Origin of the sequence: Vulcanococcus limneticus LL, assembly GCF_943369875.1 — a bacterium.
In the GTDB taxonomy this organism is placed as follows: Bacteria; Cyanobacteriota; Cyanobacteriia; order PCC-6307; family Cyanobiaceae; genus Vulcanococcus; species Vulcanococcus limneticus_A.
On record NZ_CALROT020000018.1, the window covers coordinates 1 to 19,369 of the forward strand.

Below are 19,369 nucleotides of genomic sequence, written 5' to 3' on the forward strand. Positions count from 1 at the left end.
AGTGACATGCCATCTTCTTCCACCGTGGCAGTGATCCCGGTGGGGTTGGTCACCGCGATGGGGATATCGTCCTGAATCGCGATGGTGAAGGATTCGGAAGCAGCGCCGGAGACGGTATCGCCATCGGCATCGGTGGCGGTGAGAACACCGGAGAGATCAATGCGATCGAGCCCTTCAGGAGAGCCATTGGCCAGTGCTGTGTTTTCGCCGTCACCTGCGACGTGGTCAAACTGGGCGTCAAGATTAGCTGACCAGTTGCCGGTTGCCTTGTCAATGGTCACCGTGAGGACCGTGCGACCCCCAGCTGAGGCGGTGAGTGTGCTGGTGTCGGCGTCGGTGTTGTCGCTGGCCCAAGTGACGGGATTGCCGTTGGAGGTGAGGCCAAGGTTGTCCAGGCTGCTGGCGTCTATGGCGAAGCCATAGCTCGGCTTGGCATCCGTTGCGACTCCATTGTCTGATCCGATCGAGAATAGTGTGGCAATGGAGCTTCCGCCGGAGTCCTCGTCGGATGTTCCAAGGGCATCACCGGCGTTGTCATCATCAGGATTGCCAGTCGAGCTATCAACGTCGGATTCCTGGCCTTCAATCAGCCCGCTTTCGTCAAGAAGCGCCTCGATTGAAGCTTCTTGAGGGGGAAGTGCGACTGGCGTGTCATCATCGATACTAATGGTGATGGTGGATGAAGCCGTTTGGCCATTGCCACCGGTCACCAAGTAACTGAGGTTAAAAGTAATATCGTTCTCAGCGTTGTCATAGTTGCCGGGGTCTGGATCGGCTTCTGGATCTGGATTCTGCGTATTATCCAGCTTGTCGTGCACTACTGGATTGAGCAGCTTGATCGTGTACCTACCAGAGGTCGCGTCCTCAAGGGTAACCTCCATGACTGCCAGATTCGTGCCTTCGATCCCTTTGCCGATCTGGTACACAATCAATGATGTGCTACCCCCGGCTGGGATCGCGTTCCCGGCCGAGTCAAGGGCCACGAAGCCATCAGGGAGAGTTGGCGGCGTTAGCAACACGGTCCCTGCCCCAGGGGTAACGGTGAAGGGCAGGGTTCCCTGGTAGAAGCCGGGTTCGAGGGGAACATCTCCAGGCCCACCAGCATTGCCGATACCGTCCTCACTTCCGGGCAGAACTGCTTCATCGTCCAGCTGAAAGGAAACCGGTAAAGCAGTTGCACCACCATCACCACCACCACCACCACCGCCCGGCGGCTCTGGTGTCGGCTCAGGGGTGGGCTCTGGTGTCGGCTGCGGAGTGGGTTCCGGCGTCGGTTCAGGAGTGGGTTCAGGAGTGGGTTCAGGAGCTGGTTCCGCCGCCAGCAAGGTCGCTTCAGAGGTAGGAGTTGTGAATTGAGCGGTCGGCGCCTCTGGAACCTGGTTGACTGGAAGCTCGCCGACAACAGGTGCTGCCGCCGGCGCAATTCCCCCGGGGAGCTCTCCGCCACCGAGACCGCCTTCACTGACGGGTACAAACAGGTTCGTTGAAGGGGTGTAGGCGACCGATCCCACCGGGTCCAGGGAGAAGCCGTCCGTCGGGCTGGTGATCCCCGTGTCTCCCAGTCCGGTATTGCCACCCGGTGTCCCCGGAGCGGTCGTCTGGGTGTAGGGGTCAGTGGCGCCAGCCTGTTGTGAGAGCTTGCGCTCTTCTTCCGCCGCTGCCGCTGCCGCTGCGTCCGCCGTCGTCGTGGTGGTTTCGTCGGGGGTGGGGCCGGGGATGTAGGGGGTCGAGGTCATGACGGGAGCTCAACGACGGCGGAGGAACGCAGGGTCGACGCGCCAAAGCGCACACGATCCCCATCTGCAATCAAGCTACGGATACCCTTCCCACCACTCCACTAGAAATGGCTGAGAGTTTCGCTGTGGATACACGTCGCCCTCTCCCCATCCCCCCGGATCCCTGTCACCACCTGCGATCTGCCCACAGCTGAAGAGTTGCTGAGAGCCGCAGGTTGCGCCACAAAAAATGGCGCCCCTCGGGGCGCCATCTTCCTCGTGTGGGTTGTAGTGGCTTCGCTCAGCGCGACTCGCGGAAGGCGGAGTTCATCGTGCGGGTCAGCGGCTGGAACAGATAGCGGAGCACGCTGCGCTTGGGGCCCTGGATGTCAGCCGTGAGGGTCATGCCCGGCAGGATGGGGTAGCGGCGGTTCTTTGGATCCACATACTGCTCATCCAGGGCGATCTTCACCCGGTAGTAGTACTGGCGATCGTCCGGGTTCTGGAAGGTGGTGGGGGAGATGGCGATCACCTGGCCGGGTACGGCCCCGTAAATGGAGTAGTCGTAGGGCTGCAACTTGATCTCGGCCTTCTGGCCCATCTTCACAAAGCCGATGTCGGCGGGCCGCACCCGGGCCTCCACCAGCCGTGGGGTGCCATCGGGCACCACTGAGGCGATCACGGAGCCAGGGCCCACCACGGCCGAGGCGTTCTTGTAGCGCACGTCCTGCACCAGGCCGCTCACAGGAGCCAGGATGCTGGTGCGCTCCAGCCGGTTGCGCACCTTGCGGATGTCCTCGGCCACCACGGCCTCTTCGTTGGTCAGGGCGGCGATCTTGGAGTTGTCCTCCAGCAGCAGGCCAGACCGCAGGCTGCGCATCTTGGCCTGGGCCTCGGTGAGCAGTTTGTACGACACCTCCCGGTTGCCCCGCAGTTCGGCCAGGCGGGTGTTCGAGGCCGCCAGCTCCCGCTGGGCATTCACCACCTGCAGGCGTGACACCGCCCCCTGGTTGTCGAGCTTCTCGTACATGCTCACGCCCTGGCGCAGCAGGTCCTGCTCCCGCAGGAACTTGGCTTCCTGGTCGTTGAAGCGGGCGATCTCTGCTCGCTTCTGGTCAATCTGGGCCTGCACCGTGGCGATCTGGTCCTGGGTGTTGTCGAGCCGGCTGTTGAGTAGGTTCAGCTGGGCCGTCTGCACCTTGCTGCCCAGGGCGCCCAGTTCCTTGATTGAGGGCGGCAGGTTGTTGTCGCCGCGGATGGCGGCCTGCAGCTGGGCCTGCTGCAGCGTGAGGGCCTGCAGCTTCTGGCGCGCCGCCTTGTATTCGCTGTCCACCAGGTTGGGGCGCAGCTGCATGATCAGATCGCCCTTCTTCACCTGGTCGCCCTCCTGCACGGCGATGCGTTCCACGATGCCGCCCTCCAGGTGCTGGATCGTGTTCACATTGCCCTCAGGCACCACCTCACCGGAGGCGATCACCACCTCGTTCACCGGCGTCAGCGCTGCCCAGGGAATGAAGATCAGGAAGGCGGCACCCAGCCCGTAAAGGGCCATGCGCAGGTAGCGGCTGTCGGGTTTTTCCTCCAGCTCGAGCGCTTGGCTGAGCCGGTTGCGGCCCACCAGGCCCATGGCATCCGGGTTGTCGAGCCCCGGCAACTGCCGCAGCAGGGCACTGCCCGGTGGCAAAGCCAGTTCGCCGCCTCTGCCGCTGCCGGCCTGGGCGAGGGAGGAGCTGTCGGGGCTGCTGTTGGGATTGGCGGGGGTGTGGGTCATGGCCGCAGACGGTGAGGGGAACGGAAGCGGTGAAAGGGGCTGAAACTCAGGCGGCGGTGCGCTGTTTCATCTGGGACCTCAGCTCTTCCGGCGTGCCCTGGAAGGCGGTCACCCCCTTGTCGAGGATGCAGAGCCGGTCGGCCAGCTCCAGCAGGGCCTTGTTATCAGTGGAGAGGATCACGCTGCGCTCCTGGCCACTGAAGGCGCAGCGGCGCAGGCTTGGGAGCACGTCCAGCACCCGCTGGAACTGATCCGGTGCGAGGCCCTGGCTGATGTCGTCCAGCAGCAGGATCGGTGTGTCCTTGATCACGGCCTGGGCAAGGGCGATCAATTTCCGGACGCCGAAGGGGATCTGATAGGAGATGTCCTTGCTCAGCGGCGTGTAGAGACCATCCGGGAGCGATTCGAGAATCTCCAGGATTCCCAGCTGCTGGCAGACCCGGCGCACACCCTCCACCGTGGCATCGGGGTTCATGGCCGTGAGGTTGGACCAGATCGTCCCCGGCAGCAGTTCCACACTGGGCATCAGGTAGGCGATGTTGCGCTGCAGGGCCTCGGTGCTGAACTGGCGATAGTCGTTGCCATCGAAGAGCAGGGTGCCCGTGGCCAGGGGGTAGAGCTGGTCGATCACCTTTAGGGCCACGCTCTTGCCGGAACCTGCCGTGCCGGTGACCGCCAGGATCTGCCCCGGCGCCACCGACAGCGACACCCGGCTCAGGGCCAGGCCCCCATCGGTGCTGAGCCGGCAGGCCGCCGAATCCAGGATGACGTTGCCCCGCAGGCGCGGGGTGCTGGTGCCAAAGCCAGTTTTGCTCGAGCCGCTGCTGCGCAGCTTGAGGAACTGATCCAGCTGTTTGTACTGACTGGTCATGTTGGCGTAGCGCAGCAGCGCATTCATCAGCAGCTGGAACGGCGTGAAGATGCGCCACACGAAAAACATCGCTGCAATCAGCGAGCCCATAGCAGCCGGATCCGGCCGGCTGCTGCCGATCACCATCCAGGCCCCGAGCGAGAGGGTCAGCACACCCGCCAGCTGGGACATCGTGCTGAGAAGGGCCTGCAGTCGGTTGGCTTGTTTGTTGAGGGCCAGGCTGCTCATGCTGCTCTGGGCCGAGAGGCCCCGGAGCTTCTGCAGCCACACCCACTCGATATTGGCGGTCTTCACCTCCAGGAAGCGAGACACCAGTTCCTGCTGGGCTAGGCCGATGCCGGCCCCGGTGCTCTGGGTGAGATCGGCGGCACCGGCGTAGAAGCGCGTCAGGAACAGCACCACAACCGCCGTGATGATCATCAGCACGATCGGCACCATCACCAGCCAGCCGGCGATCATCATGACCGCGGCCAGATAGATCACGATGAAGGGGAAGTCCAGGCAGGCCAGGGCCAGGGGTCCCTGCAGGTAGCCCAGCAGGCTCTCGAGGTTGCGCAGGCGGAAGTAGAGGCCATTGCGCCCCACCGATTCGATCTGGCGGTAATCGAGCGAGAACAGCTTCTCGACGACGCTCACCCCCATCAGGCTTTCGATCCGCCCGGAGAGCAGGGCCAGCTGGCTGGCGCGCCACTGGCGCAGCACCCAGTCGAGCCCGAACAGCACCAGCACGCCGATGAAGATCCACACCGTGGAGACGATGCTGTTGCTCGGAATCGAGATGTTGTAGATCGCCCGGATGTAGAAGGGCAGCGTGAGGGCCAGCAACGCCAGGGCGAAGCTGATGCCATAGAGAAGGCTGATGCGATTGGTGAAGCGGTAGGCGATCTGCTGCAGCAGACCCACGCGCTCCACCGCATAGCGCTCCTGCAGCACCACCAGTTGGCCCCCGCAGGGCAGGCTGGTGGGATCCACCCGGCCGCCCACGTTGCCGGCCACGATCTCGCCCTTGCTGTCGCGGGACAGCACATAGGGCACATTGTCCGGCGCGAGGTAGAGCGAGGGCAGCAGGTTGGGGTTGAGCTGGCTCCAGCTCTCCAACGTCTCACTGCGGCTGCCATAGCCGAGGCGCAACATCACGTTGCGCACATCCACCAGATCCATGGCGCGCGGATCGTCGCCGATCAGCTCGAACAGCTCCTCGGGCTGTCCCGTCCACATCAGCTGCTGCAGCAACAGCCGCAGGCAGAAGGCCAGGGGCGCCTCGGGGCTGAGGGTCAGGTCCCGGAGTAGGAGGTTGCGGCTGCTGGTCATGGGGTCACCTCAGCGGTCAGGCGGGGCAGGTCGATGGCCTGGTCAGTCACGGCTTTGAGGGCGTTGCCGGCACCGCAGATCAGCACGGTGGTGCGCCCCTTGGTCCGCTTCACGAGCCTTGCCAGCCCGTCGATGAACTCCTTGCCGTAGGAGCTGTCGCTGAGGTCGACCAACAGCAGCAGCGGGTCGCGGGCGATGCCGCGGATCACCTGGAACTGCTGCAGGCTGTCCCGCGAGAGGCCGCTGGGCTGGCTGGTGCCCATGGGCGTGCTGTAGCCCTCCGAGAGGGCGCGCACCTTGGCATCCACGCCCAGCAGTACCGACCAGAACAGGGCCTTGCGCCCATAGCGGTTGGGCTGGAAGGCGGTGATGTTCTGCAGCAGGGTGCCGTCGAAGAAGTCCTGGGAGGGATCCACGTAGACCACGTCCTGGCGCAGGCGCTCGCGGCCGTAGTCGCCGATCGCATGGCCGTTCAGCGTCAGATCGCCGGTCTGCTCCACCTGCAACAGCTGGAGGAACAGGCGGCGGGCATCCCCGCCGAGGTTCTGGTCACGCACCAGCACCGCTGTTCCCGCCTGGATCGGGGTCAGGGCCTGGCCCTGGATGGTGATCTGGAGGGGCTGATCGGCCTGCAGGGCCTCGGGTCCACCGTCCGGTTCCGACGGCAGGGCCATCAGCGTCTCCAGCTCGTCGCGGGCGTGGATCAGGCGGCGGTAGCTGCTCCACAGTCCGAGGGCCTGCTGCCAGGGCTGCAGGATCTTGCCCCCCAGCAGCAGGGCGGCGGCCAGGCCGCCCACGGGGAGGCGGCCGGTGATGACCAGAAAGGCCCCCCAGGTCACAAGGGCGGCCATGGTGACCTGGCTCATCAGGCTGCCGAAGGCCTGGTACTGGCCCGAGAACATGTAGTTCTGCATGCGCTGCCAGGCCACGCGCTCCTGGCGCTCCTCGTTGCCCGTGAGGAACACCCGGCCCAGGCCGTTGGACTTGATCAGATCGATCGAGCCCATGATCTGGGACTGGTAGTTGATCCGCTCCAGTTCGAGCTGATCCTTGCCGCGGGAGATCGCCTCGAATTCGCGGGCGAACTGCAGGGCCCGGAACAGGTACACCACGATCGCCAGCACGGCGATCAGGCCGAGGCTGCCGCCGATCAGGAACAGCACCAGCACGAACAGCAGCGAGAAGGCCAGGTCGATCGCCGTGGTGAAGGCCTGGATGGCGCTCTCGTCCCGCAGCAGGTTGATGCTGTTCAGGCGCTCGGCGTGGGTGGCCGGCGAGTCCTTGAGGTAGTCGCCCAGGCGCAGCTGGGTGAAGTGGGCCAAGGCCTCCATCCGTCGCTGGTGCTCGATGCGGGCGCCGTCGAAGCCGGTGAGGTTGCCCCGCACCGCCCGCAGCCAGCCGGCCAGGGTCAGCAGCACCACGATGCCCACCGTGAGCACCAGCAGGCTCGACACCGAGCGGGTGGGCAGGATTGTGGTGTAGACGAGGTTGATATAGACGGGCGAGGCCAGCTCCAGCAGGTTGATCAGGACGGAGCTGACCACAATGGGTCCAACCTGATACTCGCTCCAGTCGGTCTGCTGCAGACTCGAGAAGAATTTGTGGTGACAGAGCTCCTGCAGCAGGTCGAGGAGGTGGTTGAAGAAGCTCTGCAGCGATCTCCCGGCACGCCTGGCCTGGGATCCTGCGGTGCTGACGGCGGCTGATCCGACCACGTTCTCCTGCCCCTTGGCCTTCCATTTCAGCCTTGTTTAGAGGGTTGTGGGGCACTTGGCAACGAAACCCTGCGGGAGGTGACACACCTGTGGCGTGGTGACTAGTCGTGGCTGCGCCTCCATCACCGGTTCTGCGTTCCGTCTGGCCTGGGGTCCCGATTTCCGTGTGGCCGCCAGGCGCTGTCAGGTCCAAGTGTCCCCGCTAGGGTCCGCTCAGCGCTCTCTGTCCTCGCCACGATGCTGCGCATCCGTCTGCCTGCCCCCCAGGTGCAGCTTGAGCTGATCGCCACCGGCCGGGGCCAGCGTCAGCCCTTCCAGGTGCTTGGACCCAGCACCGAGGTGGCCTTCGTGGAGGAGCTGCTGGAGCAGCAGTTCGGCAGCCTCACCATCAACCCCACGGAGCTGCTGCAGTTCCTCTCCACCGATCCCTGGGTGCGCGAGCAGTTCTCCGAGCCCCAGCTGGTGGAGGGCGACCTGGCCGAGAGCGAGCAGCAGGTGGCCAGCTTCCAGCGCAAGACCCTGGGCGACAAGCTCGTGCAGGCGGGCGTGATTGACGCCGCCGAGCTGGATCGGCTGCTCCTGGAATACCGTCCCTTCTCCGGCAGCCAGCGCTTCGGCGAGTTTCTCAAGCTCAACCTGCAGATCCCCCCGGCCCTGCTGGAACTGCTGCTCAACCCGTCCCTGTTTGACGAGTCCGGCTTCAACGACAAGCGCCTCGGGGAGCGGCTCGTGGAGAGTGGTGTGATCAGCCAGGACCAGCTGCAGGAGGCCCTGGCGGCCCAGAAGGCTGGCGGCGGTCTGCTGGGGGAGGTGCTGGCGGCCAAGGGTCACATCTCCGATGCCACCGCCCGCTTCTTCTCCAAGGCCAGGATCAGCAGCGACGGCCACATCGAGTTCACCCCCGCCTGAGCCGCCAGAGGGCATCGGCCATGCGGGCCGTCTGCACGATCGGTCCGCCGTCGTGCACCCGCAGGATGTCGGCGCCTCCGGCGATCGCCTTGGTCGCCACGGCGGCCGTTCCCCACAGCCGTGCCCGGGGCCTTGGCTCTCCCACTACCTCGCCGATGAAGCGCTTGCGCGAGGGGCCCACCAGCAAGGGAAAGCCCTCGCTTCGCAGCTGGGGCAGGGCGTCGAGCAGCTCCAGGTTGTGGCGGGTGGTCTTGGCGAAGCCCAGGCCCGGATCCCAGATCAGCTGCTCCCGGCGAATCCCCGTTGCCAGGGCCCGCTCCGTGCTGCGGCGCAGCTCCTCCAGCACCTCGGCTCCCACGGCGTCGTAGTGGGCCAGCTGGTCCATCGTGCGGCTGTCGCCTCGGCTGTGCATCAGCACGTAGGGGCAACCCGCTGCGGCCACCACGTTCAGGATGGCGGGATCCAGCTGGCCGCCGCCCACGTCGTTGATCCAGTCGGCGCCGGCCTCCAGGGCCGCCGCCGCCACGGGGGCCCGGAAGGTGTCGATCGAGAGCAGGGGGGTGAAGCCCTCGGGATGGGGCAGATCGCCCGCGGCGCGCGCCTCCAGGATCAGCCGCAGCGCCGGCAGCAGCCGGGCCCGTTCCTCCGCGGCGCCGATGTCCGCCGCGCCGGGGCGCGTGCTCTGGGCCCCTAGATCCAGCAGGTGCACCCCCTGGGCCACCAGCCGTCGGGCCTGGGCCAGGGCCCGCTCGGGCGCGTTGAAGCGGCCGCCGTCACTGAAGGAATCGGGGGTGAGGTTGATCACCCCCATCACGTAGGTCTGCGATCCCCAGGCCAGGGCCATGGCGGCTGCCCTGCGGCCGGTGGCGGCGCTCAGGCCGCCACCGGCACCTGGTAGTTGGCGATCCGGGCGAAGCTCTCGGGCTGCAGGGAGGCGCCACCCACCAGCACGCCGTCGATGTCGCTCTGGGCCATCAGCTGGTCGATGTTGCCCGGATTCACCGAGCCGCCGTACTGGATCACCACCTCGGGGTAGCCCACCCACTGGCGGATCAGCCCGCAGATGCGGTTGGCCTCGGCGGCCTCGCAGGTCTTGCCGGTGCCGATGGCCCAGATCGGCTCGTAGGCCACGATCAGCCGGGCCGGATCGAGGCCGTCGATGCCCTGCTCCACCTGGCGCTGGATCACCCGCTCGGCCTCACCGCCCTCGCGCTGGGAGTCGCTCTCGCCCACGCACAGGATGGGAATCAGGCCGGCCTTCTGGGCCGCCCGGGCCCGCAGGTTGATCTGCTCATCCGTTTCGGAGAAGTATTTGCGCGGCTCGCTGTGGCCCACGATCGCGTGGGTCACGCCGTGCTCCAGCAGCATCGCCGCCGAGATCATGCCGGTGTAGGCGCCCGAGCCATCCCAGTGCACGTTCTGGGCGCTCACGAGGATGCCGGTGCCCGCCAGGGCCGTGCTCAGGGTGGCGATCGCCGTGAAGGGGGGCGCCAGCACCACCTCCCGGCCGGCGGGCAGGTGGGCCACCAGGGGCTTGAAGGCGTCCGCAAAGGCCTGCGCTTCGGCGCAGGTCATGTGCATCTTCCAGTTGCCCGCGATGACCGACTTGCCCACGGCGTCCAGGGAAAAAACAGAGTATTAACCTAAAGGCCGGCCTTCCGGGGTCCTCGCCGCCCCCAGTCGCGCCAGGGCACCCTGCGGCAGGTCGGAGTTCCGGCTGAGCCCCCCTGCGGCCTCGAGGATCGGGGGCAGGCTGGTGTTCAGGCCGGCGGCGGCACGGGGTGGGTCTGGCCGCCGATCTCCACCCGGTCGCCCGGCTTGAGCTTGCGGCCCCGGCGCGTCTCCTGGAAGCCGTTGACCCGCACCTCGCCCCCCTGGATGCGCTGCTTGGCCTCGCCGCCAGTGCCCACCAGCCCCTGGAACTTCAGGAACTGATCCAGCCGGATGGGTTCGGGGGCGTCCGCCAAAACAGCGCTGATAGCTTGCCCCGATGCTCGCACCCCCCTCGGCCGGCTTCCGGCGCCTGCTGCCTCTGCTGCAGCCCCATCGCCGCAGCCTGGTGGCCGGGTGGCTGTGCACCCTCGTGTTCGTGGTCTGCTGGCCCCTGCTCGCCTGGCTGGCGGGTCAGCTGATTCCCGCCATCGGCGCCGGCGACTTCAACCGGGTGCTGCAGGTGGTGGGCCTGGCCCTCTCCGTGTTTCTGCTGCAGAAGCTGGCCCAGTTCGGCCAGGACACGCTGCTGGCCGACCCCGCCCTGCAGGTGAGCCAGGAGCTGCGGCGGCGCCTGTTCGCCCGGCTGCAGCGCCTGGAGTTCGGCGCCCTGGAAAAGCTCTCCTCGGGCGATCTCACCTACCGCCTCACCGAGGACGCCGACCGCGTCGGTGAGGTGATCTACAAGACGATTCAGGACACCACCCCCTCGGCCCTGCAGCTGATGGTGGTGTTCGGCTACATGGTCTGGCTCGACTGGAAGCTGTCCGTCGGCACCCTGCTGCTGGCGCCGTTGGTGGCCGTGCTGGTGAGCCTGTTCGGGGCGCGGGTGATGGGCGCGGCCGAGCGCAGCCAGAAGCAGGTGAGCGAGCTGGCGGCCCTGCTGGCCGAGGCCATCGGTGGCCTGCCGCTTGTGCGGGCCTTCGCGGCCGAACCCTGGCTGCAGCGCCGCTTCGACACCGAGATCGACCTGCACCGCCGCGCCCGCTACCGCACCCAGCAGCTGCTGGCCCTGCAGTACCCGGTGGTGGGTTTCCTCGAGGCCGCCGGCATCCTGGCGGTGCTGCTGATGGGGGCCGCCCGGATCCAGGCGGGCGAGCTCACGGGCCAGGGCTTCAGCAGCTACGTGGCGGCCCTGTTGATGCTGATCGATCCCATCAGCCACCTCACCACCAACTACAACGAGTTTCAGCAGGGCCAGGCCTCGCTGCGGCGCCTGCGCCAGATCGAGCAGGAGGCCGTGGAGCCCCCCGATCGCGCCGATGCCCGGGCCCTCGGTCAGGTGCACGGGGAGCTGGTGCTGGAGGGGGTGGGCTTCGGCTACGACCCCGCCCAGCCGGTGCTTCAGGACCTCGACCTGCGCATTGCCCCGGGTCAGGTGGTGGCCCTGGTGGGCCCCTCCGGCGCCGGCAAGAGCACCCTCTTTTCCCTGCTGCTGCGCTTCAACACCGCCCAGCGGGGCCGCCTCCTGCTTGACGGCCAGGACCTGGCGGACCTGCGGGCCGCCGAGCTGCGCCGGGCCGTGGCCCTGGTACCCCAGCAGAGCAACGTGTTCTCCGGCACGGTGGCCGAGGCGATCGCCTTCGGCCGCCCGGTGAGCCGTGAGCAGATCCGCGCCGCCGCCCAGCTCGCCAACGCCGACGGCTTCATCGAGGCCCTGCCCGGCGGCTACGACAGCCGCGTGGAGGAGCGGGGCAGCAACTTCTCCGGCGGACAGCTGCAGCGCCTGGCCATTGCCCGCGCCGTGCTGGGGGATCCGGCGATCCTGCTGCTGGATGAGGCCACCAGCGCCCTGGATGCCGAGTCGGAGCAGGCGGTGCAGCGGGGGCTGGACCAGGCCATGGCCGGCCGCACCGTGCTGGTGATCGCCCACCGCCTCTCCACCGTGCAGGAGGCGGATCGCATCGTGGTGCTGGAGCAGGGCCGCATCGTCGATCAGGGCAGCCACGACCTGCTGATCAGCCGGCCTGGCCGCTACCGCGATCTGTGCGAGCGCCAGCTGATCCGCGGGGCCAGCTGATCGCTTTAGCCTGGGCCGCCAGGACGACAGCGGCGGTGTGCTCCATGGCGCAGTGGGAATACCGGGTGATCCACATCAACGTGGACAGCAACAGGCCCCCCCAACCGCCCGATCCCCAGGCCGCCAGCGAGAAGCTGCACGGTGTGCTCAGTCCGGAGTTCATCGCCCGGGAGTTTCCGGATCAGTACGGCAGCGCTGCGGCCCAGGTTCCTAAGCACCCGGCTGAGCAGCTGCAGTATTTCCTCAACCTGCTGGGCAAGGAGGGCTGGGAGATGGTGGAGGCCTCCCCGGTGGGACCGCTGCTGATGTTCTTCTTCAAGCGTCCCCTGGTGCCCAGCCTGCCGGCGGCCCGGTCCACGGGTTCCACGGACAGCCCCCCGAGCCAGGCCTAGGCTGGGATCTGGACTTTCCAGCCCCTGTGACCGATTCCGCTCAGCAACCGCCCGTGCTCACCTTCGAGGGCAAGCGCTACGACCTCAACGGCCTGCCCGAGGAGCTCAAGGAGCTGGTGCGGGGCCTGCAGGTGGCCGACACCCAGCTGCGCATCCATGAGGACACCCTCAAGGTGCTGGCCGTGGGCCGCCAGTCGCTGGCGGTGCAGCTCAACGAGCGGCTCAAGACCATTACCCCCCTGCCGGGCTGATCCGGAGGGGGCGGGTGGCCTGCCGGCCCCAGGCTCAGGCCGTGACCGGCAGGCCCCGCTCGTTGAAGATCCCCTCGAACAGCACCGAGCTGAGGTAGCGCTCTCCGGAATCTGGCAGCACCACCACGATCGTCTTGCCGGCGTAGGCGTCTTCGTGGGCCAGGCGAACCGCCGCCACCGTGGCCGCCCCGCAGCTGATGCCCGCCAGGATCCCCTCCTCCTTGGTGAGCCGGCGGGCCATCGCCACGGCCTCCTCGTCGCTCACCTGCTCCACCCGGTCCACCAGGCCGAGATCCAGGTTGCCGGGCACGAAGCCCGCGCCGATGCCCTGGATCTTGTGGGGGCCGGGCTGCAGGGCCAGGCCGCCCTTGGTCTGGCTGATCACCGGGCTGTTCTTGGGCTCCACCGCCACGCTCACCAGGGGCTTGCCCAGGGTGGTCTTGATGTAGCGGCTCACCCCCGTGATCGTGCCGCCGGTGCCCACGCCCGACACCAGCACATCCACCTGGCCCTCGGTGTCGTTCCAGATCTCCGGGCCGGTGGTGTCGTGGTGGATCTGGGGGTTGGCCGGATTCACGAACTGCTGCAGCAGCACGTAGCGAGCGGGATCACTGGCGGCGATCTCCTTGGCCCGGTTCACGGCGCCGGTCATGCCGAGGCGGCCCTCGGTGAGCTCCAGCCTGGCGCCGTAGGCCGTGAGCAGCTTGCGGCGCTCCAGGCTCATCGTCTCCGGCATGGTGAGGGTGAGCGGGATGCCCTTGCTGGCCGCCACGAAGGCCAGGGCGATGCCGGTGTTGCCGCTGGTGGGCTCGATGATCTCCTTGCCCTCGCCCAGCAGTCCGTCGCGCTCGGCCGCCGCGATCATGGCCGCGCCGATCCGGCACTTCACCGAATAGGCGGGGTTGCGGCCCTCGATCTTGGCCAGCACCTGGGCCTTGGCGCCGGCGCTCACCCGGTTCAGGCGCACCAGCGGCGTCTTGCCGATCGTCAGGCTGTTGTCGCTGTAGATCGCGGCCATGAAGAGGGAACGGGGGGACTGTGCACGAAGCCTAAGGATGGCGTCGAGCCGGGCCAACGGGGCATGGCCGCTAGCGTTCGGCGATGAGTCTTGATCTCTCCAGCCCCGCGCTGGCCAGTGCCAGCCTGGTGACCCTGGTGGCGCTGATCACCTACCAGGGCCTGGCCATGGCCGTGGGTCAGGCCCGCCTCCGCTATGGCGTGCGACCGCCCGCCACCACCGGCCCCGACGGGTTTGAGCGGGTGCTGCGGGCCCAGCAGAACACCCTCGAGCAGCTGCCGGTGTTTCTTCCGGCCCTCTGGCTGGCCAGCCTCTACGCCGACCCCCGGGTGGCCGGCATCACCGGCATGGTGTGGGTGGGCGCCCGCATCGCCTACGCCGTGGGCTACGCCCAGGCCCCTGAGAAACGGGCCCCAGGATTCGCCCTCAGCTTCCTGGCCTCCACCCTGCTGCTGGTGCTGGCGGCCGTGGGGCTGATCCAGGCGCTCGGAGCCTGAGGAGGCACCGGGCCCGCGTCCGGGTGGGCCAGGGGGGCAGCGGCGGTGCCTCTGCCTAGCCTGGGCCTGCAGACCCCAACGCCATGACCCCCAAGACCCTTCGCTGGATCACCGCCGCCCTGCTGTTCCTGGCGGCGGCCGCCTCGGTGGCCCTGCCCTTTCTCTCCGCCACCGCCCTCACCCTCAGCATCGGTGTGATCGCGGCCGTGGCCGGCGTGGGCCAGCTGCTGCGCCTCGGCCAGGTGGAGGGCGGCAAAGCCAGGATCTTCCGGGGCCTCACCGGCATCTTCTACCTCGCGGCCGGCCTCTGGGTGGTGGCCTACCCGGTGCAGAGCGAGGTGAGCCTCACGCTGTTTGTGGGGCTGCTGCTGATCGCCGAGGGGGTGATGGAACTGGCGGCAGCCGCTGCCAGCCAGGCCGAGGCCCGCGGACTGGTGCTCGCCGATGGGGTGATCACGGCCCTGCTGGGCGGGCTGCTGGTGGCCGAATGGCCCACCGACAGCCTCTGGGCCGTGGGCACGCTGTTCGGCATCTCCCTGTTCTTCACCGGTGTGCGCCTGCTCAGCGCACCGGCGGCCGAGGCCTGAGCCCCTCCCGCTTCAGCCCAGCAGCGGCAGCTCCACCCGGAAACAGCTGCCCTGCCCCGGCCGGCTCGACACCTGGATCGTGCCGCCATGGGCCGTGCAGATCCGTGCGGCGATCGCCAGCCCCAGGCCGGTGCCGCCCCGTCCCCGCTCGGCGCTGGCCCGCCAGAAGCGGTCGAACACCCGGGGCAGCTCCTCGGCGCTGAGGCCCACGCCGGCATCGCTCACGGCCAGGACGGCTTTACCGCTCTGTGCCTCCAGGGCCACGCCGATGGCGCCGCCGCGGGGGGTGTAGCGCTGGGCGTTGTCCAGCAGGTTGCGCACCAGCCGCTGCAGCAGCGGCCCCTGGCCCAGCACCGTCACACCCGGTTCGATCGCCACGGTGAGGGGGTGCTCCCCCAGGGCCAGGCCATCGCGGTGCAGGTCGAGCTGCTGGGTCACCACCAGGGAGAGGTCGAGGGGGCCTGGGCTCTCCAGGCGCTGGGTGTCCTGGCGGGCCAGCAGCAGCAGGTCGTCCACGAGCTGCTGCATCTGCTCCGTGGCGCTGGCGATCGCGTCAAAGCGCCGGCGCTGGCGGTCGTCGCTTGTCTGCGCGGCCCCCGGGGCGGCTGTGGGTCTGGAGTCGCAATCGAGCAGGCCCATCTCGGCATTGGCGGCCAGGGCCGCCAGGGGACCGCGCAGTTCATGGGAGGCATCCAGGCTGAACTGGCGCAGACGCTCGAGGCTGCGCTCCAGGGGCTGCACGGCCCGGCGCGTCAGCCCCCAGGAGCAGAGGCCACTCAGCAGCAGGGCCAGCAGCACCGCCAGGGCCAGGGCAAGATCCAGCTGGCGCAGATGCTCCTCCACCGGCTCCAGGCCGGCGCTGATGCGCAGCCAGACGGCGCGGCTGCCCCGGACCTCCACCGGGCGCACCAGGGCGAGCCAGTCCGGCCCTTCCTGCCAGATGATCCGCTGCCCGGGGAGCCGCGGCGGCAGGGCGCCGAGCTCGCGCGCCTCGCCGAGCCGGGCCAGCGGCTCCTGGCGTCCCTCCACGAACCACTCCACCTGCTTGTGGGACGTGGTGAAGTTCCTTTGGCTGTTCTGCAGCGGCTGCCCTTGGCCGGCGTGCGGCAGGGGCAGGCTGGCGATGTCCTCGCCGATCAGGTTGAGCTGGCTGCGCAGCTCGGCGAGCTCCGTCTGCCTCGATACCCCCCGCACCACCGCCGCCACGATCAGCAGCAGGGCCGCCAGGCTGCCGAGGTAGAGCAGAAACAGCTCCCGCTGTTGGCGCCTCAGGGAGCGGGCGGGGCGGCCGGTGGGCCGGCAGCGGCGCAGGGGCCAGCTCATGGCTGTGGCTTGGCGAGCCGATAGCCGAGGCCGTGAACGGTCTCGATGGGATCGTCGCTGCCGGCCGCCCGCAGCTTGCGTCGCAGGTTGTTGAGGTGGGTCTTCACCGTGTCCCCGCTCGACTCCCCCTCCGTCGACCAGAGCTGCTCGAGCAGCTGGGCGCGGCTGAACAGCCGTCCGGGATGGCGCAGAAACCACTCCAGCAGTTGCAGTTCCTTGGCGGTGAGGCTGAGCTCCTCCGCCCCCAGGCTCACCCGTGCCTCCGCTGGATCGAGCCGCAGGGTTCGCCAGCCCAGTTCAGGGGGCCGGTAGGGCCGCTCACTGCGGCGCTCCAGCGAGTGGATACGGGCCGCCAGCTCCACCATCCGGAAGGGCTTCACCACGTACTCGTCGGCGCCGCCCTCCAGCCCGGCCACCACATCGGCCTCGGCGTCGCGGGCCGTGAGCATCAGCACCAGGGTGTCGTTGCCCTGGCGTCGCAGCTCCTGCACCACCGACAGGCCGTCACGGCCGGGCAGCATCCAGTCGAGCAGGGCCAGGTCGTAGCCGTCGCTCAGCAGGGCTTCCAGGGCCCGGTTGCCGTTGGAAACCCAGGTGAGCTGGTGCTGATCCCGGCTCAGGTAGTCGACCAGCGGTTCCGCCAGCCGGGCATCGTCTTCAGCCAACAGGATGCGCATCGCGGTGGGGATGGGCTTGGGGGGTATGGGAGGCGGGCAGGCTGAAGTGGTGGATCCTGCGCTGTGGATCCTTCCATGGTGATCGTGATCCGGCACGTGGCTGCGGCCACCGCTGGCGGCTTGTCAGAGTGATCCCCTGCAGGCCTGTGCCATGGGCGGTCAGCTCCCCGTCGATGCGACCCCCGCGGAGGTGTCCCCTGGTCTCTGCGGCGATCCCCTGGTGCTGTTGCTGCGCCGCCCCCGTTCCGTCCTCTCCGCAGGAGGGACGCCATGAGCTGGGGCGGCGTGGTGGTGGTGGGGGCGGGTCCGGCCGGCTGCACCCTGGCCCTGCAGCTGGCCCGTGCCGGTGTGCCCGTCACCCTGGTGGAGGCCCGCGCCGGCTTTGCCCGCCAGTTCCGCGGCGATGCCCTGATGCCCTCGGGTCTGGAGGCCCTGGCCCGCATGGGCCTCTGGGATTTGTTCGAGCGCCTGCCACGGCGACCGCTCCATGGCTGGAGCCTCCGGGTGGAGGGCCGTGAGCTGTTCCGGGTAGCCGAGCCTTTGGGCTCGCTGCAGCCCTGCACCCTGATGCGTCAGCAGGACCTGCTCGAGGCGGTGATCGCCGAGGGCCGGCAGCTGCCGGCGCTGCAGTGGCGTTCGGGCGTGGCGGTTACGGGGCTGCTGCGGGAGGGCGAGCGGGTGGTGGGGGTGCGCCTGGCGGATGGCGAGGCGCTGCCGGCGGCCCTGGTGGTGGCGGCCGATGGACGCGACTCGCCGCTGCGCCAGCAGGCCGGCCTGACCCTGCTCCGGCCCGCGGCGCCGATCGATGTGCTTTGGTTCCGGTTGCCGGGCCACCCCCAGCTCGAGCGCCGCAACGACTTCCTCACCCTGGTGGGCGGCGGCGCCATCGCCAGCGCCTTTGGCGGGGCCGACGGCCAGCTACAGATCGGCTGGGTGCTGGCCCCGGGGGAGCCGCAGCCCCAGCTGGCGGCGGCGGCCTGGTGCGAGCGGTTTGCAGCCCTGGCGCCCCCCTGGCTGGCGGAGCATCTCCGGGGCTCGGCGGTGGCCCTGCAGGGTCCCCTGCGCCTGCGGGTTCAGGTGGGCCTGGCGCCGCGCTGGTGGCAGCCCGGGCTGCTGCTGCTGGGGGATGCGGCCCACCCCATGAGCCCGGTGCGGGCCCAGGGCATCAACATGGCCCTGCGGGACAGCCTGGTGGCCGCGGAGGCCCTGATCCCGCTGTGGCGTGCCCCCGGCGGTGCCGGTTCCGCGGGCCCGGCTCCGGCTTGGGAGCCCCTGGATCGGACCCTTGCCGTGATCCAGGCCCGCCGCGAGCCCGAGATCCGGCGCATGCAGGCGCTGCAGGCGGCCGAAGCCCGCCAGGGCCGGCTGATCGGTCACCGGGCCCTATTGCGTCGGCTGCTTGCTGCGGCGGCACCCCTGTTGGGGCCGCTGGCCCGGGCGAGCTGGCTGCGGCGCCAGAAGCCCCTGCGGGAGGGGCTGGCCGGTTCACTGCCCGCGTTCCCGTGTGCTGTCCCCGCTCGAGCGCGCACCGATCGGCAGGTCTGATCGTGCGGAGTCGCTCAGCTGCCGCTGAGCAGCTTGGCGGGCACCTCCACCTGGAGCACGCTCGGATCCTCGGGAGGGGTGCCCTCGGGATCGTCCACGAGCATGTGCTGCAGCACCCGCTCGGGCCGTTCGCTGTCGCGCCAGCGGATCACGTAGGCGGGCATGCGGGTGCCGCGGGTGGTGCGCTGTTCGGCGGGGGCCAGGATCCAGCCGCGCCGGGAGCGACCGTTGGGGTTGCGCTTGATCACGCTGTCTCCCACCTGATAGCGGTGGCCGATGCGATCGCCGCTCATGGGCTGGTGTGCAAGGGGACGGGTGGTGTGGGCCGGGGCGGGCGAGGGCCCTGGGGGCGGGCTAGGCCGGTGGTTCCTCGCCCAGCACCTGGTCGCGCCAGTCGGCGCCCAGGCGCTCTTCGATGAAGTCGCGGATCAGCTGGCGCACGGCCTGGGAGGGGGTGATGTCCTCCCGGCGGCAGAGCTCCTCAAAGCAGGCCTTCTTCTTCGGGTCGATCAGGACGCTCAGGCGAGCGGTCCTCTCTTCACTCGGCACGGGAGCAGCCGTCCGGGGAGAGGTGGGCGGGAGAGAATCTGCGCATCGAATCAGACTCCCAACTGTCTCAGTGTTGCCTCAAATAATATCAGATGCGCAGTCGCCTGGGCTGCCTTGAGGTGCGCAAGAGCCGGAGTGCCGGGCTGATGCAGGGCTGTTGAAGCCTTCCATCGGCCTGGTGGACCAGCCACATGGAGCCCCTAAGCTGGCTGCATCTCGATGGTTGGTGTGCTGATCCTGAGCGTCACGGCCGTGATCGTCTGGCTGCGGAGCCGTCGCAGGCCCGACGCCCGGATCTGAAGGGTTGCGAAGAAACGCAAAGGGCGGTGCCCGCAAGCACCGCCCCCCTGGTTAGACCGGAATCACAGCCGAGGTCGGGGCGCGGCCACCAGTGCCCCCGCTGTTCCAGGCCGGCTGCAATGGGCATCCAGACCGGATTACCTCCAGAACGGAAGCACCATTCCTCACACCACGGCCCCGGCTCGCGCCGGGGTTTTCTGGTGTTGGG

Annotated in this window: 19 protein-coding genes; 7 read left to right on the forward strand and 12 right to left on the reverse strand. The window is 68.6% G+C overall.

Going from position 1 to position 19,369, the window contains the following annotated elements; all coding sequences use genetic code 11:
- From ACLV7J_RS14630 to ACLV7J_RS14645, 4 genes are all read right to left on the reverse strand, one after another.
- Positions 1–1,736: hypothetical protein (locus ACLV7J_RS14630; protein WP_411869797.1), on the reverse strand; the 1,736-nt coding region annotated here is incomplete at its 3' end.
- A gap of 280 nt (positions 1,737–2,016) precedes the next feature.
- A complete protein-coding gene (locus ACLV7J_RS14635) occupies positions 2,017–3,486 on the reverse strand; it encodes an HlyD family type I secretion periplasmic adaptor subunit (protein ID WP_411869798.1) in 1,470 nt (489 codons plus the stop codon).
- 46 nt (positions 3,487–3,532) lie between these two features.
- Positions 3,533–5,668, reverse strand: a complete 2,136-nt coding sequence (locus tag ACLV7J_RS14640) for an ATP-binding cassette domain-containing protein (protein WP_411869799.1) — start codon at positions 5,666–5,668, stop codon at positions 3,533–3,535.
- The gene (locus tag ACLV7J_RS14645; protein WP_411869800.1) at positions 5,665–7,212 is read right to left on the reverse strand and encodes an ABC transporter transmembrane domain-containing protein; all 1,548 of its coding nucleotides are present in this window, start codon (positions 7,210–7,212) and stop codon (positions 5,665–5,667) included. The genes ACLV7J_RS14640 and ACLV7J_RS14645 overlap by 4 nt, the downstream gene beginning before the upstream one ends.
- A 408-nt stretch (positions 7,213–7,620) precedes the next feature.
- Here ACLV7J_RS14645 and ACLV7J_RS14650 point away from each other — a divergent pair, with 408 nt between their 5' ends.
- Entirely contained in the window at positions 7,621–8,292 is a 672-nt protein-coding gene (locus tag ACLV7J_RS14650) for a hypothetical protein (RefSeq protein ID WP_411869801.1), read from the forward strand.
- Here ACLV7J_RS14650 and folP read toward each other — a convergent pair.
- The 3 genes from folP to ACLV7J_RS14665 form a co-directional block, all read right to left on the reverse strand.
- Positions 8,279–9,136: a dihydropteroate synthase gene (gene folP, locus ACLV7J_RS14655; protein WP_411869802.1), complete on the reverse strand. Its 858-nt coding sequence runs from the start codon at positions 9,134–9,136 to the stop codon at positions 8,279–8,281. The genes ACLV7J_RS14650 and folP overlap by 14 nt on opposite strands.
- 29 nt (positions 9,137–9,165) lie before the next feature.
- Positions 9,166–9,906, reverse strand: a complete 741-nt coding sequence (gene tpiA, locus ACLV7J_RS14660; RefSeq protein ID WP_411869803.1) for a triose-phosphate isomerase — start codon at positions 9,904–9,906, stop codon at positions 9,166–9,168.
- A 146-nt stretch (positions 9,907–10,052) separates the two neighbouring features.
- Positions 10,053–10,238, reverse strand: coding sequence for an RNA-binding S4 domain-containing protein (locus ACLV7J_RS14665; protein WP_411869843.1), 186 nt, complete (start codon positions 10,236–10,238; stop codon positions 10,053–10,055).
- A 44-nt stretch (positions 10,239–10,282) separates the two neighbouring features.
- On the opposite strand from ACLV7J_RS14665, the gene ACLV7J_RS14670 reads away from it, so the two are divergent.
- The 3 genes from ACLV7J_RS14670 to ACLV7J_RS14680 are packed head-to-tail and all read left to right on the forward strand — an operon-like array spanning position 10,283 to position 12,665.
- Positions 10,283–12,022, forward strand: a complete 1,740-nt coding sequence (locus tag ACLV7J_RS14670; protein ID WP_411869804.1) for an ABC transporter ATP-binding protein — start codon at positions 10,283–10,285, stop codon at positions 12,020–12,022.
- Between the two features lie 44 nt (positions 12,023–12,066).
- Positions 12,067–12,414, forward strand: a complete 348-nt coding sequence (locus ACLV7J_RS14675) for a hypothetical protein (RefSeq protein WP_411869805.1) — start codon at positions 12,067–12,069, stop codon at positions 12,412–12,414.
- Between the two features lie 26 nt (positions 12,415–12,440).
- Entirely contained in the window at positions 12,441–12,665 is a 225-nt protein-coding gene (locus ACLV7J_RS14680) for a DUF6447 family protein (RefSeq protein WP_411869806.1), read from the forward strand.
- A gap of 34 nt (positions 12,666–12,699) precedes the next feature.
- Here ACLV7J_RS14680 and cysK read toward each other — a convergent pair whose 3' ends face one another.
- Positions 12,700–13,683, reverse strand: a complete 984-nt coding sequence (cysK, locus tag ACLV7J_RS14685) for a cysteine synthase A (RefSeq protein ID WP_411869807.1) — start codon at positions 13,681–13,683, stop codon at positions 12,700–12,702.
- Between the two features lie 83 nt (positions 13,684–13,766).
- On the opposite strand from cysK, the gene ACLV7J_RS14690 reads away from it, so the two are divergent.
- Positions 13,767–14,180 (forward strand): MAPEG family protein, encoded by a 414-nt coding sequence (locus ACLV7J_RS14690; RefSeq protein ID WP_411869808.1) that lies wholly within the window; start codon positions 13,767–13,769, stop codon positions 14,178–14,180.
- A gap of 83 nt (positions 14,181–14,263) precedes the next feature.
- On the forward strand, positions 14,264–14,767 hold the full coding sequence (locus tag ACLV7J_RS14695; RefSeq protein ID WP_411869809.1) for an HdeD family acid-resistance protein: 504 nt from the start codon (positions 14,264–14,266) through the stop codon (positions 14,765–14,767).
- 12 nt (positions 14,768–14,779) lie between these two features.
- Here ACLV7J_RS14695 and ACLV7J_RS14700 read toward each other — a convergent pair whose 3' ends face one another.
- Together ACLV7J_RS14700 and ACLV7J_RS14705 are read right to left on the reverse strand one after the other, a co-directional pair.
- The gene (locus tag ACLV7J_RS14700) at positions 14,780–16,090 is read right to left on the reverse strand and encodes a sensor histidine kinase (protein ID WP_411869810.1); all 1,311 of its coding nucleotides are present in this window, start codon (positions 16,088–16,090) and stop codon (positions 14,780–14,782) included.
- Positions 16,087–16,767, reverse strand: coding sequence for a response regulator transcription factor (locus ACLV7J_RS14705; protein WP_411869811.1), 681 nt, complete (start codon positions 16,765–16,767; stop codon positions 16,087–16,089). Before ACLV7J_RS14705 ends, ACLV7J_RS14700 begins: the two co-directional genes overlap by 4 nt.
- Positions 16,768–17,037: 270 nt before the next feature.
- Between ACLV7J_RS14705 and ACLV7J_RS14710 the strand changes: the two genes are divergently transcribed.
- Positions 17,038–18,312: an FAD-dependent oxidoreductase gene (locus tag ACLV7J_RS14710; RefSeq protein ID WP_411869812.1), complete on the forward strand. Its 1,275-nt coding sequence runs from the start codon at positions 17,038–17,040 to the stop codon at positions 18,310–18,312.
- A 14-nt stretch (positions 18,313–18,326) separates the two neighbouring features.
- On the opposite strand, the gene ACLV7J_RS14715 is transcribed toward ACLV7J_RS14710, so the two are convergent.
- Together ACLV7J_RS14715 and ACLV7J_RS14720 are read right to left on the reverse strand one after the other, a co-directional pair.
- The gene (locus ACLV7J_RS14715; RefSeq protein ID WP_411869813.1) at positions 18,327–18,605 is read right to left on the reverse strand and encodes a hypothetical protein; all 279 of its coding nucleotides are present in this window, start codon (positions 18,603–18,605) and stop codon (positions 18,327–18,329) included.
- Positions 18,606–18,666: 61 nt separating this feature from the next.
- Positions 18,667–18,861, reverse strand: a complete 195-nt coding sequence (locus ACLV7J_RS14720; RefSeq protein ID WP_411869814.1) for a hypothetical protein — start codon at positions 18,859–18,861, stop codon at positions 18,667–18,669.
- Positions 18,862–19,369 lie beyond the last annotated feature (508 nt).